At 54.0% G+C, this 14,550-nt stretch carries 8 protein-coding genes; 5 read left to right on the top strand and 3 right to left on the bottom strand.

Translation table 11 applies throughout. The features are described 5' to 3' along the window. The 3 genes from ACLHIL_RS08630 to ACLHIL_RS08620 form a co-directional block, all read right to left on the bottom strand. Window positions 1-2,057, bottom strand: a 2,057-nt coding sequence (locus ACLHIL_RS08630; RefSeq protein WP_411297560.1) for a Cys-Gln thioester bond-forming surface protein, incomplete at its 3' end; no start/stop codon positions are given. Window positions 2,058-2,264: 207 nt separating this feature from the next. Then, window positions 2,265-2,396, bottom strand: coding sequence for a hypothetical protein (locus ACLHIL_RS08625; RefSeq protein WP_411297558.1), 132 nt, complete (start codon window positions 2,394-2,396; stop codon window positions 2,265-2,267). Window positions 2,397-2,873: 477 nt separating this feature from the next. Beyond that, window positions 2,874-8,504, bottom strand: a complete 5,631-nt coding sequence (locus ACLHIL_RS08620; RefSeq protein WP_411297557.1) for a beta-N-acetylglucosaminidase domain-containing protein — start codon at window positions 8,502-8,504, stop codon at window positions 2,874-2,876. 484 nt (window positions 8,505-8,988) lie between these two features. On the opposite strand from ACLHIL_RS08620, the gene ACLHIL_RS08615 reads away from it, so the two are divergent. The 5 genes from ACLHIL_RS08615 (at window position 8,989) to rbsK (ending at window position 14,460) form a co-directional block, all read left to right on the top strand. Next, on the top strand, window positions 8,989-9,948 hold the full coding sequence (locus tag ACLHIL_RS08615) for a sugar-binding transcriptional regulator (RefSeq protein ID WP_411297556.1): 960 nt from the start codon (window positions 8,989-8,991) through the stop codon (window positions 9,946-9,948). Between the two features lie 519 nt (window positions 9,949-10,467). After that, window positions 10,468-11,109, top strand: coding sequence for a deoxyribose-phosphate aldolase (gene deoC, locus ACLHIL_RS08610; RefSeq protein ID WP_411297555.1), 642 nt, complete (start codon window positions 10,468-10,470; stop codon window positions 11,107-11,109). Between the two features lies 1 nt (window position 11,110). Continuing rightward, window positions 11,111-12,496, top strand: coding sequence for an L-fucose:H+ symporter permease (fucP, locus tag ACLHIL_RS08605; RefSeq protein WP_411297554.1), 1,386 nt, complete (start codon window positions 11,111-11,113; stop codon window positions 12,494-12,496). A 16-nt stretch (window positions 12,497-12,512) separates the two neighbouring features. Further along, on the top strand, window positions 12,513-13,529 hold the full coding sequence (locus ACLHIL_RS08600; RefSeq protein WP_411297553.1) for an aldose 1-epimerase family protein: 1,017 nt from the start codon (window positions 12,513-12,515) through the stop codon (window positions 13,527-13,529). A 4-nt stretch (window positions 13,530-13,533) separates the two neighbouring features. Beyond that, window positions 13,534-14,460, top strand: coding sequence for a ribokinase (gene rbsK, locus ACLHIL_RS08595; RefSeq protein ID WP_411297552.1), 927 nt, complete (start codon window positions 13,534-13,536; stop codon window positions 14,458-14,460). The last annotated feature ends 90 nt before the right edge of the window (window positions 14,461-14,550 follow it).

Raw genomic sequence — 14,550 nt, 5'->3', positions numbered from 1 at the left:
GCAGCAAGACCCGCAAAATCAACATGATCCACAACATCCACCGCAGCCGACGCATCCACCTCAACCGGAGCATCCACCGACGCACGCTTACCACCAACATCAACCGTCGTCTTCAACGAACCAGCCAACGGCACAGGCTTAAACGTATTCGTGATGTTCGCCAGATTCTGGCTATCCGGATACGTCACCTTTGCAACAAGCTCGCCCGTTTCCTTATTGAGCGTGACGGCAACATGAATGGTAACCGGCTCTGAATAGGTCAAATCTGCGACCTGCGGCGCATCATCATCGACAACTTCAGCAATCTGATAGATGACCTCCGTCGGCTTGGTGAATACCAAGTTTTCGAACGTCACCGGATCACCATTGGTGACAATGATGGATTCCTTGCCATTTTCCGGCATTGGCGCATACTCCGTCTGTGCTGACAGAACAAACTTGAACTTGTCATTAGCAGCGAAGTTACGACCAGCGATAATCTTCTTCGCTACCAGATTCACAGAAACCGGCTTCATCTTTTCAAAGCGGTACGTCTGCTGCTTATCCTTCGGATCCGTGTGAGAAGCCAAAGCTAACTTCTTCGACTCATCAGTGACGTCCTTATTATCAGCAGTCAGCTTCACATCCTGATCGGCAAGATACAAATACTCATAGAATACGTAGGACTTGCTATATTCGGCATTTTGCTGCGGAGTAACTGCGTAGTACGAACCAGAGCCGTCCTTTTCCTGCGGAGTAAACGCCTCGTGTACCACAGCAGTAATCGGAGAAACCGCACCATCGGCAGCAACCTCGTTTAGCACCGTGACGATCTTGTACTTCTTCTGCGGATCAAGACCGGAATACTGCACCTGATCGGTTGGGGAGAGAGGGCTATGCAGTTCTTCATCATCGAGGTAAACAACTGCTTCTTTATCAGCTGTCGCGTCCTCACCTGAAACCCGCGCGGTCGTTCTGAGCGCAATAGGCGTATTCGTCGTTCCGTTCTTCAACGTAACAATCGAAAGCCCCTCACCAGGAGCAACATCTACCTTGCCAACCGGATCGCTGGTTGCAGTGACCTTGCCCTGCGCATCAACTTCAACAGTAAAGGTGCGCTTGGTATAGCCAGCCGGAACCGTCTTTTCTTCGATGTAATAGGTATTCGCTTGCTCCAGATCAACCGTGACGCCTTCTGGAGTGACGTCATAGACCTTATCGAAGAGAATCGTGCCGTCATTATCAGCCTTAGACTTGGCGTAAACGCGAATAGAGACGCCGTCGAGCGGCTGGTTCGTCGTCTCGTCAATCTTCTTGAACGTAATCTTCGCTTTCTTCGGCTCTGGCTTGTTCTCATTGGTCGAAGCGTTAAACACCGACACGAGATCCTGGTACTTATTTCCACCCTTCAACTCATCCGTATGGAAATAGTTCACCTTGTAATCAATCGGGGCATCCGGCAACTTGTTCCCAAGATCGAGCAGATAGTCATAGGCAATCTTCACGTTCTTGTTCGGCCACGAGAAGCCCTCAGTGCTCATGCCGTCGGTGTAGTACCACAGCGCATACTGGGTTGCCTCACGGAATTCATCATCCGTAATCTTATTCTCGGTCTGCCATTTCGAATCATCAGCATTGTGGAAACCGTGATAAAGCACCTTCTTAATTGCACGAAGGTTGGCATCCTGCCCCTTGTTACGCAAAACGCTATCTTTAATGAGCTTATCTGACGGGGTGAAACGCCAATACTTCTGCGCGCCCGTCCACATACCAGTCGGCTCATCGTAAGTCATATCTTTGCCGTAGTGCTCTTTCAAGTTGTACGGCATCTCGTAATCTTTGTGCAGGCAGTAGGCCACTGAATAGGAATCAGATTCCAGACCTTTACCCTTGTTACCGCACTCATCGGGGTTCTTACGGCACTGGGTAACATTCTGCACCCATAACGTCAGGTCGAATCCATCGCCCGTATGTGACGAATTATCATCACGGAACGCAATGAACTCGTTGTTATCGTCGCGAGTTGCGCCCTTGATTTCTGGCGGAGTCGCCGCATGACCAGGTGCAACGCTCACCACGGCCACATTAAACACCAATGCGCACAGAAACACGAAAGCCGCAACGGCCTTTAGAATCCTATGCTGCATCAGAGGTGTTTTCCTCAATGAAGAAAAATACATGTGCTCACCTTTGACAAGAAATAAAATCAGTCGATTTAGAATAACGCACCGAAGAAAATCCCCGCAACACTTTCGACCGCTCCGAAATCTTCAGAAAAGAACGCATTATCGCAGGTCATATGCGGTTTCTTGGAGCATGACGGGTGGATGGCAAGGAAGATCACCGTCGCATCCACCAGTACCGAGAAAATCCAACTTTTTCAGCAGTACCACAACGAAAACGCGGGGCAGAGCCACAGAGACTCTCCTAGTTCAAAGTTACCTCGCGCCAACATACAACCCAGCTTTTCCAGCTCTTCGAATTTCAGTGGGAGGTAGAGATAAAAGGTGTGAAGATAGTTCGCTTATTTATCTCTATCCCTGGCCTCTTTTTCGCCTACTCACCTCCCCCCCCCGAGCTATAGAAGAATTCGGTGGGCGGGTTTAGCCCCAGGGCGTTCGGTAACGTTCGGCAACTTTTGGCATGCTGGAGTTCGCGTGCCATCGGAAGCCTTGCCTATTGGATGATCTGCCCCATTGGGGTGTTAGGCTATGGGGCATTTTGTATGGGCGGGTATTAATTAGGGCATAAAGGGATCTGGCGTGGTGTACTTCGTGCCACTGGATGCGATTGCCATCGGGATGCTCCCGCCACCTCTCCGAAACATTGCGAAAAAGAAAAGCCAGGGCATCGACGCGAGTCGATGCCCTGGCTTACCTAGGCGTTATAAGGCCTTAACCTTGATTGCGACGAGAGCGCACCGTGAGCAATGCGAGCCCGAGCGCAACAGCCAAACCAGCACTTAGCGCAACGGGCAGCGCCGCCATACCAGTGTGGCTCAAATGCGATCCACCGGAATGGGAACCTGCAGGTTTGCCCGAGGGTGGTACAACCGCCCCAGACCCTGGAGTATTCGGCTGCCCCGAAGCCCCTCCGCCGGTTTCGACCTTCACCAAAGCCGCAACCGCTTTCTCAAAGGCTGCGCGCGCCACCTCATAGTCATACGTGCTGACGTTCTTAGGATCCTTAGCGAGATCCACCAGATGCGCATAAGCCGCCTGATACGGAGCATAAGATTCCGGCGTGTATAGCGCAGGATCCACAACCGAAATACCGGCAACATATCCTGGCAGCTCCTTCGCCCAGAACGTCAACGCAGCCTTTGCCGCGTCAATATCAGCAATACGCTGTGCAATCTGCTCCGGCGTGCCCGACTTCAGCAACTGAGCAATACCCACCACCAGCGGTTCCGTCTGCCCAGCATCACTCGTCAACACAGCCAAAGGCGCAAAACTGGACGTCGTGTACGGCTCCGGATCCAGACGAGAAATCTCTGCCAGCTTAGCCTTCAAAGCCACCACGCTAACCAACGCATCCCGCGCTGCTGTAGCCTCCTGGGCAGTCCCCGTGCCGTCCTTCAACTTAGCAATAGCGTCCTTCACAGCCTGGTAGCTATCCGTCGTGTAATCATCCGGATTGAGCTTCTCCAGTTCGGCAATCAACGCAGAATTATCCTTGGAAACCAAGACAAGCTGGGATTCCGTCTCCTTTAGCTTCTGCAACGCCGCACTCACTTGCTCGCGCGTACCATTAACCAGTGCGCTTTCCGCGTCCTTACGCGCCTGAGCGTACGGCGCCCAAGACTGCGCAGTGTAATCCGCTTCCTTGTGCTCATGCTGAAGCTGCGCCCGCAACTCCACCACGTTCACCAAATTCGCTACCGCCTGGCGATACGCCTCACGCATATTCTTAAACTCTTGCGGAGTGTAGACGTGTGCGTCAGCCGGCTTATCTTTCGCTAATGCTTGGTCAATCTGCTTCTTCGCCTCAACTACCGCGTTATATGACTCCTGCGTGTAGTCCTCAGCCTTGAACGACGCAAAATCACCAACCGACCGCTCGGTCTCCTCACGCTGGAACACCGAATAAGCCAACTGCTGGCGAGACTTCGTGAGATCATCCAAAAGCTGTTGCGCTTGCGCCCGCGACAAATCCGGATTCTCTAAACCACGACGAGCCGCCTCAACAGCCAGATCGTACGTCGCATACGTATTGCCAGTATAGAAATGCTCATCATTGCTGACCTTTTCATCAACCAGCTTACGCAGTTGCGCCTTCTGCTCATCGGTCGCCTTCAGTTCAGCCGTCTTAGCAAACTCCTGAACCGCTTTCAACATGTAATCCACGGTCGCTTCCGAGGCCTGCGGGCTGTCGAGCACGCCCTGAGCACGGGTCACTAAATCCTGATAGCTGGCCCGAGCCTGCTGCGTCCAATCCGCCTGCGGCTCCTTAGCGATCTCCTGAGTGAGCTTATCTTTCGTCTCCTGCGTCGCCACAGGTGCCGACGGCAACACAATCAGCTCGGAAATCTCCGGCAACTTATCCGCCCACTCCAGGCGAACATCCAAAAGCTTCATATCTGCCGGAATCGTGAACTCGTTGAACGACTGCTCTAGAGTACCCAAAGTTATCTCGCGCACCTCACCCGAGGCCGCCATTACCCGAGCCTTCACCGTAGCCCGCGACGGCTCGCCACTTTGCAGTAACCGGACCGCCTGGACGTTACTCGGATCAGACAAGGCATACGTCAAATGACCATTGGCCGCCGACGGCTTATACGTCGTCTGTAAATCACCATCAAGCATGTAACTCGGCTGGTGACCCGGCTCTTCAATCACTGAGGAACTAAAAGCCGCATTCGTTTCCGGAGAAACATAAGCCCCCTGGTTAACAACAACCTCATTGAAACGCAAAGCCCGGTTCGGATAGTTCGCGTCAATCCGGAACCGTAAATACCGACCCGAGACCCCTTGGCCATTGTTAATGTTGTCATCACCGTAATACAAGACGTTCGGATGGTTAGAATCCACCTTCTTATTCGGATCGTTAATTGAACCAAACGCAGTTTCCCGATCGGTATCAGTTACCCCATCACCAATCGTCAGAACGTCCGTCCACGGGCCTGTCGGACTTGTGCCGATTTGCAAGGTGGTATCGCGAATGTAATCCACTTCAGTATCTGCCGTATAAACCCGCAGACTCTTAACCGTTATGTTCTGGCCAAGATCATAAACAGCGTCATTTCCTGCCACCGGCATGCCACCAAACTTCGTAGCGGTGGCCATTGACTTATCAAAGCCGGCGCCGTTGTTACGCGCATCGCCCCACCCGCTCGTGGTAGCAATCGTCGAAGAAACCAGCTTGCCCATCGGCCCAACCGTCAGGAAATCCACGACGAAAGGCTCCACCTTAAGTGCCCGATCCTGCTGACCAGTATTAATCGCACGCACGAAACGCGCCGTCTTTCCTGGCAACTGCGCCACCGGCACATCGCTCCACTCTAAACCATTATTAGAGATCTGTACGGTGATTCCATCAGCCGGAGATAGCCCGATCTCAGCAGCTTTAATCGTGCGAATATTCCCGAAATCCAAGCCCAGATACTTACCCGGAGCGAGCACAACATCACCCGCACGCAACGTGGACTGCTCATCGGTGAGCGTTGCGGAGAACTTCGCATTGTCAATATTGGTGTAGACCGACTTCGGAGAATCCGTCGATACCGGAGCAAAGACAGCCATCTCCTGCAAACGCCACCACACGTTCTTCCCTTGCAACAAGCGGATACGCACATATTGCGCCGTTGCATTGCCAGTTAGCGTCTGTTCTGTCACGTCGCGAACGTCAGCAAACTTCGTCCACAACGCGCCATCCGAGCTGACTTCCACAACCGCCTGCGAGGGGCGATCCCCCGGCGCGGCCTTATCTCCGTGGGTCAGTTCAATCGAACCAATCGGCTTTGCCTCGCCAAGATTCAGCACAACTGCACCATTTTGCGGGATATTATCCTTACCATCCGCATTGCGCAGCCAGACGGCTGAATCCGTTCGCCCATCACTTGCCGCGGCAACCGCACCCGGCGATCCAGGGGCAACCGCTAACCCCTCTAGCGTCACTGCGGTTACCGGATACTGCTGATGTGCCGGAGTCACTGGGATATTAACGTCAATCCCCTTGATTCCCAGCCACAAATCATCACCATTATCCTTCGTCGCGATAAGGCGGATGCCCTCCACATCGGTCAAGCCCAATCCGCTCGCCACGATCGGATCAGTCGAATTGCGCGGGCGTTCAAAGACCTGCCCTGATACGTCGGTCCAATCCCCACCAGCCTTCTTGACCTGCAACTTTGAATAGTAGAAATGATTCTTTCCACCCTCGAACGCAAAGCGCACCGAGTCAACCGTATGCGGTTTACTGAAAGTCACGCCCACGTAGTCGTTCTTGTACAAGAAGTTCGGATCCGTGAACGTCGCTACCGTGCCCAAATCCCCGTCAAGGATATTGTCAATCGTTCCCCGACTCGGCTTAGTAAAGACGTTACTGATATATGACGTCTGTACGGCATCTGGCGCGCTAACCTGCTGCACTCGACCAGCTACCCAGGAATCAAGATCGCGCAAGAACGGGACGATATGCTGCACCCCGACCTCAGCCCGCTCATAATGATCGACATAGAAGAACTGATGGCTCTGCGAAGCGCTAAATGCCGCCTTGGCATCCGCAGCTTTCGTCAGCAATAACGGCGTATTACCCGCTAATGCCGCATCCACCGCATCGAGATACGTCAGACCAGCCCGCATGGTATCGTCCCAGGAATCCATCCAGGGCGCCATCTGCTCATTCGCATCGCGAGCCGAATAATCCCCGCCAATATCGCCCAACAGATCCCGATTTCCGCTCTCGCGGAAGGTCCGTGCCGCCTGAGCCAGACGGGCAAACTGTTCGCGTACCTGGGCAACATCCTGCGAGGTGACGGTGTTGTCCTTCAGTTTGGCAGCTACCCCCGATAGCAGATCACGCAACTCCACTGATTCTTGGAGTACGCGCACTCGGCTATCCATCGCCTGATTAATCATGTGCTTCGACAGCTCATGCAGGGCATCTGAAGCGGGCGTGCGCAACGCAGAATTATGATCGACGAAGGCAAACGAGGCCTGCCACGCCCGATCTGCTTCCTCGGCAGTATCCCAAATATGCCACGAATACGCAGCATTACCGAAAATCGCCACCTTAGATGGTTCGGATTGCTGCATAGGGTTCAATACGATACCGCGAATATTCTCTGGGCTCACCGCAGGCTGCAAGAAATCCGCATAACCTCCCATAATCAGATGCCGCTTCGAGTTATCGGTACACGGCCAATTGATCCACATGTACGGGCCGCGCTTGGCATTATTCGTGAACGTATTAGTGAAGCCCTGGCTGACCTCACCCCAGATTTTTCCGCCCGTCATGACGATTTCTGTATTCGGCGGCATCTTCTGCATGTACGCCTGGTTTCCGACCCCGCCGTATTCCACCGGGCAGAACGGGATCGTCAACTTCAAATCTGGATACTGCTTCTGCTTTTCCTTTAACCATTCCGTTAAATCAGTAATCAGCCGGACGTAGTTATCGCCCCCGAAATTCGCCGCGTCATCAGCCAAAACCGCGATCTGGCGAACACCAGCGTCAATAACCTGGCCATACTTCGTCGTCAGAATCTTAAAATCGGCCTCATAGTTTTGATCGAAACGGATCGGAGAATTCATAAACGGATGCAAAGCATAGACGAATCGCGTCTTTGAGGCATTACCGGCGTCAGCCAGTGGGCGAATCTTCGTCTGGATTTCCTCTGGAGTGTAGAGTTCCCGCCAGTTGCGGTTGTGCTTTGGATCGTCCTTTGGCGCATAGAAATACGAATTCAGCTTGTAATATCCGGCCCAATGCATCAGGTTAATGCGGTCCTGATTCGACCACGGATTCCCGTAGTATCCCTCAATAAAGCCACGGCTAGCCACATCTGCCCAGTCATTGACGTGGAAGTTACGAATTGTGCGGCTATCAATCTGGGCAACGACGTGATAGAGGGTCGTCAAGCCGTAAAATGCCGAATCCGTATCCTTTCCTAAGACGGAAATGACGCCATTTGCCGAGCTGAGATAGTAGCCGTCAATTTTATCGAAGGTCGCCGTATCGACCCCGCCTGCAGCCATAATGGCCTGCTCGGCCGGACCACCCGAACCATGCACGCCGACGTAGATCGTCGTTCCCGTGCCCGCTGTGGTGGACTGGGTAACCGGCAGTTTCTTCAACGCGGCAATTTCTTCAAGTCGAGCCTTCGTCGCCGCATCAATCTGCGGATCGTAAACGACGGTAATATCACCCAGAATATAATCGCCGTCATCATAGGTAAGCGATTGCGGCGTGGGATAAATGACGTACTGTGCGTTATCTGCGGGAGCCGCCTGGGCAACCGTTGGGATACCGAATCCCAACAGGAACACGCTGGCCATCGCGAGAACGATTATTCTCCGGATCACTTTCTATCACTCCTATGTGAACCTCGCCTGGAGTATGACAACAGGTCGGTGAGTGCCCGTTTTCTTCGTTGAGGTAACGAGCCGAAAAACACTGTCCCTCTTCATGCTACCTGGCGATGGGCGTATCTGCACTCCGCAAGCTAAAAGAGTGATATTGCATTGTGATTTACCGACGTGGGAGAGCGCCAGGATTTGCAGACCGGCAGAATTTACAAACCGTCAGGATTTGCAGGTGCACGCTTCTCTCTCATGCCCGCCACGATTCGCCACCCACAAGCACCTGGCAGGATTCGGATTCACAGCCTAACCAAACCGCCCGATTCCCCACCCAACCGCCAGATACCCCAAACAGCTAGTTAGGCTAACCAAACAACCAAGAAATACCCACACCGCGCGAGCGCATACATACGCCATACCCACCCGCAACGCCCCACATACACGTGCCCATAGCGTGAGCCCGCACCGCAATGGCACAATGGTTAGTATGGCTGGTTCTGGCATGTATCTTTCTCCTCGTGACGTCCAAGCCATTGACGCGGCCAAACTCTATTACGCGGGAATGAACCAAGCCGAGGTCGCCCAGCGCCTCCACGTCTCCCGCCCAACCGTCTCAAAACTCTTAGCCCACGCGGAAAAACGCGGATTCGTTCACGTCCAGGTGCTTGATCCGCGCGAACAAGACGAAACCCTCGTTGAGACCCTCACCCAGCGTTACAACCTGCTGGAACTCACCCTCGTCAATCCGGTGCGCAGCGGCGATGAAGCCCTGCGACGTGCCCTTGGGGAAGCTGGCGCTCGACTATTAAGCGGCTTAATCCGCGACGGTGACATTCTCGGAGTCGTTCCCTCCCGCACAGTTGCCGCAATCTCACACTGTTTAGAGCGGGTAGCCGGACGAGATCTCACTGTAGTTCAAGTCTCCCACGGTCTTACTGATCCACGAGCCACGTCCGGGCAGCCGACCACCATCCAACGCATTGCCGCCGCCTTTAATGCTGAAGCGCTGGCCATGCCGGTGCCCACTTTCGTCACCTCAATCACCGTGCGCAATCGGCTCATGCGCCGCCAAGATTTACGTCGCGTATTGGATACGGCTGCGCGGGCAAGAATTGTGCTCTACACCGTCGGTGATCTGGAGACTAATCGGCATCTCGTTGAACGTAGCCCCTTATCCCCTCGGGATCGCGCCACCCTTTTTGACCGTGCCGTCGGCGATATTTGCTCACGGTTTGTGGACGCAAACGGGCGAATCTGCCTGCCCGATCTCAATAGCCGCACGCTCGGAATCTCCCTGCCAGAGTTGCGACACAAGGAGCAAAAGGTACTGGTTGCTGGTGGGGCATCGAAAGCTGACGTCATCCGAGCCGCATTAGAACACGGCTACGCCAACCGCCTGGTAACGGACGTCAATACTGCCCGCGCGATCGTCTACGGCACGGTATAAGCGGCACACTGGGCAAAACGGGGCCGTCGCCATTTCGCCATAAGCATATTAATTTTAATAATCCGCCTGCCCACCCTCGCTTTATATTTTATATTTCCACGTTCTTTTCTCACTGATAGCTACTGCTCTTGCGCGGTTATCCCACCGATATTCCATACGTATTATTACGCTCCCGATTCTGGGCTATGTTTACTCTGTATTCTCGCGCTTCTCGCTGTTCACCGCCCCTCCCCACACCTCGACGCATTTTCCGATTGGCTTTCTTTATCCGCTAAAACATCGATCGGTAACCAGCGTTATCCCTCGCTGTTCCTGCGCAAAATCACCAGATTCACCCAGCGGCACAAATGTTCTCCCACGGCACGATCGATCAGATATTTCCCTGACAGCCTCCCAACAACAGCCACTTTTCTTTGAAAAGACGCCAAATCATCGCGAACATCCGAAAAATTGCCCCTCATTCTCATCGCAAACTCGCTTTGTTAGGTTGCTATCACCACGACAGACAAAGGAGTTGACGTGAAGAAATCACTGCTGATTGACCACACGTTATTGCGTGCAGACGCGACACGCGCCGAAATCGACGCCCTATGTGCCGAAGCTATCGACATACAGATGGGAACCGTATGCGTAAATCCATACTGGGTTCCCCGCTGCGTCACAAATCTGCGCGATTCCAACGTCCGAGTATGTACCGTCGTCGGCTTTCCCTTGGGTGCCACCCGCAGTGAAGTCAAAGCCTACGAAACCAGCCAAGCCGTTGAAAGCGGCGCTGACGAGATCGACATGGTTATCAACATCGGCGCAGTCAAAGATGGCGACTGGAACACTGTCGAACACGATATTCGCAGTGTCGTCGAAGCCGCAGGCCAGGCCACCGTCAAAGTCATCTTAGAAACCTGTCTCCTCACAGATGACGAGATCGTTCGAGCCTGCCATGCGGCTGTTCACGCCGGCGCACAGTTCGTGAAAACCTCAACCGGATTTTCCACCTCCGGTGCGGATGCGCACGCCGTTTCCCTCATGCGGGCCACCGTCGGTCCAGATTTTGGCGTGAAAGCCTCCGGCGGTATCCGAACTGCCACCGATTTCCAAACCATGATCGGCGCTGGTGCCAACCGTATTGGCGCCTCCGCCGGCAAGAGTCTCCTGGGAGAATGACATGAGCTCAACGAAAACTCCACAGCCCGCCCCCGCTGGCCTGGCGAATAAAACTTTTGGTTTCATCAAAGACCCATCGCGTCAGCTAGAGGACGCCTACCTCGATAGAACCCCTATCCTTCAATACATCCTGCTCTCCATCTGCTTCCCGATGTGGGGTGCAGCAGCGAGCTTGAACGATATTCTCATCACCCAGTTCAAATCCGTTTTTGAACTGTCAGATTTCGCCTCAGCATTCGTGCAATCGGCGTTCTACGGCGGATATTTCTTCCTGGCGATTCCCGCCTCCCGATTCATCCGCAAGTGGAGTTACAAGTCCGGTATTCTGATCGGCTTAAGCATCTACATCATCGGCTGTACGATGTTCTTCCCCGCTTCACACGTGGCCACCTACGGGGTATTCCTCGCGGCCTTGTTCGCCGTGGCAATTGGTCTATCCTTCCTGGAAACCTCGTGTAACACCTACTCGTCCATGATCGGGCCACGCCGTTTATCCACCTTGCGGCTCAACATCTCGCAAACTTTCTACCCCATCGGCTCAATTTTCGGCACATTACTGGGCAAATACCTGATCTTTGACGAAGGTGAAGCGCTCCACCAGCAGCTATCGAACCTCAGCGCCGCCGAGCGCAGCGAACTGGCCAACGCCATGTTGCAGCGCACCCTCGGCCCGTACCGCTTCATCATTATCGTCTTGGCGATCCTGCTCTTCTTCGTCGCCATCACCCAATTCCCGCACTGCAAGCCGCTGCGTGGCACCCATGAAGTCAAAGCCTCAATCCGCGAGACGCTCAGCTATCTGGCCCACAATGCGCGATTCTGCGAGGGAATCGTCGCCCAGTTCCTCTACGTCGGCATGCAAACCGCCGTATGGTCCTTCACGATCCGGCTCGCCCTGAACCTCGACTCATCGCTGAATGAACGCTCCGCCTCAAACTTCATGATCGGCGCATTCATCGCGTTCTTCGTTGGGAAATTCATCGCCAATATCCTCATGACGAGATTCAACGCCGACCTGGTCCTCATCGGATACTCTGCTGCGGGCGTCCTGGCTCTGATCTACGTCATCTTCGTTCCCAATATGACCGCGGTATATGCCGCCATCATCACCTCTGGACTATTTGGCCCCTGCTGGGCAACCATCTACTCGCGCACGCTCGATTCCATTGACGATAAGCGTCACACTGAAACCGGCGGAGCTGTGATCGTTATGTCCATCATCGGTGGCGCCGTCTTGCCTGCCGTGCAAGGCTTCGTTTCTGACAAAGTTGGCTCAATGCAGACCGCTTTCTGCGTCTCCCTGTTCTGCTTTGCCGCCGTGCTGATCTATTTCATCCGCCAATATCGCGCCGGACACAACGATTCCTCCGTCAGTGCCACAAAGTAATCCAAAAGGAGAGATCATGCTTACTATCCCATTACATCGCGCGGATTTCACTGAGGGTGTGCGCACCTTTGCTCGCACCGACGAATTCAGCGTCACCGGAACACGCTACCCCAAAGGGATCGAATCCCTCACGATCATCAACTCCCGAGGATACGTGGAAGTTCTGCCCTATATGGGGCAAATCATCTGGGACGCCGAGTTCGATGACGTCAGTTTGCGCATGACGAATATGTTTAGCGCTCCGCAACCCTGCGCAGAAATCTCCGATACCTATGGTTGTTTCGCATTCCATTCCGGTCTACTTGCCGGTGGCTGCCCCAGCCCTGAGGATACCCACCCGCTGCACGGAGAATTCCCCACTGCCAGCATGGATGAGGCGTGGCTGGAAATTGACGAAAACAGCGTCCGTATCGTCTCGTCTTATGAGTATGTGCGCGGATTCGGACACCACTATCGGGCTACCCCGTCTGTCGTATTGCGCAGCGGATCATCCCTGTTCGATATTGATTTGGCGGTGACGAATCTATCGGCATACGCCCCAATGCCTCTGCAATACATGTGCCACATGAACTATGCCTTCGTGGAAAACGGGGTACTGCACGAATCCATCCCCGCTGACGCTTTCCAATTGCGCCGATCGATTCCTGCCCATGTGACTCCAACTGAGCAGTGGACCCGCATCAACGAGGATATTCTTGCCGGGCGGATCGACTCTCACGATCTATCCGTGGCCACACAATTCGATCCTGAGATCGTCTACTTCGCTGATGATCTTTCGCAGTACGGACGCGAACTCAGCTTCGAGTTGGAACACCCCGATGGCACGCGCTTCGTAACGCGGTTCTCCTCCGAAGATTTCCCCTGTGCGACGCGCTGGATATTGTGTAATCCGGACCAGAAAGTGACCGCTTTCGTCCTGCCCGCAACCTCGCGCCCGGAAGGCTTCCTGGCTGCACAGCGCGCCGGCACACTGATCCACCTGGCCGCCGGTGAAACTAAGACGTTCCACGTCACGACGGGAATTAAGGAGTAAACGCATGGATATTGCAGTTATCGGGTCCAATATGGTGGACCTCATTTCCTACATTGAACGGATGCCCGCAGAAGGCGAAACGATCGAAGCGCCAGATTTCAAACTCGGCTGCGGCGGGAAAGGCGCAAATCAAGCAGTTGCCGCCTCTCGGCTTGGCTCGCAAGTGCTTATGCTGACCCGCGTCGGCAATGACATGTTTGCGGATAATACGATCCGTAACTTTGCGGAAAACGGGATTGATACACGCTACATACTGCCTACCGAAGCGACCTCCGGCGTTGCCCCTATCTTCGTCGATCCGGATTCGCATAATTCGATCATTATCGTCAAGGGAGCTAATGCCATGCTTTCCCCTGAGGATATTGCCAATGCGGCGCAGGATCTGGCCCAGTGTAAACTCATCGTTTTGCAACTGGAGATTCCGCTGGAAACCGTCTATGCCGCTATCCGATTCGGCAAAGAACACGGCATCCCCGTCCTGCTCAATCCCGCGCCAGCTCAACCCGATCTGGTGCTATCCGAGGTCAAAGACTGTGACTATTTCGTTCCGAACGAATCCGAGTTATCACTGCTGACCGGCATGCCAGTCGATAGTATCGACGACGTTCACAATGCCGCACTGGCACTGCTGGATTCGGGGATGAAAAACGTTATCGTCACCCTCGGGGCACGCGGCGTGCTGTGGGTGAGCAAGGATCAAGATGTGCTGTTGCCTGGTACGCCCGTCGATGCCATTGATACCACTGGTGCTGGCGATGCTTTTATCGGCTGCTTCAGCCATCACCTCGTGACCACCGGCGATGTTGAGCAGGCGCTGACGATGGCGAATATCTACGCAGCAGATTCCGTGACGAAACTAGGCACGCAGACTTCGTATGCCACCGCTGAGGAATTCCAGGCATTTATGCAGAAGAATTCTGGTACGGCCTGACGCAAACTGGCTCGGATCGCGTCTGTCGCTCGATGAATACGCCTGACGCGGGAAAATGAGCCTACCGCTGAAAGGATTAGTTGTGGGGGG

The sequence above is a fragment of the Trueperella sp. LYQ143 genome (genome assembly GCF_046599595.1).
In the GTDB taxonomy this organism is placed as follows: domain Bacteria; phylum Actinomycetota; class Actinomycetes; order Actinomycetales; family Actinomycetaceae; genus Trueperella.
The sequence above is the reverse complement of the archived record's forward strand: the minus strand, read 5'-3'. Positions and strand labels throughout refer to the sequence as shown.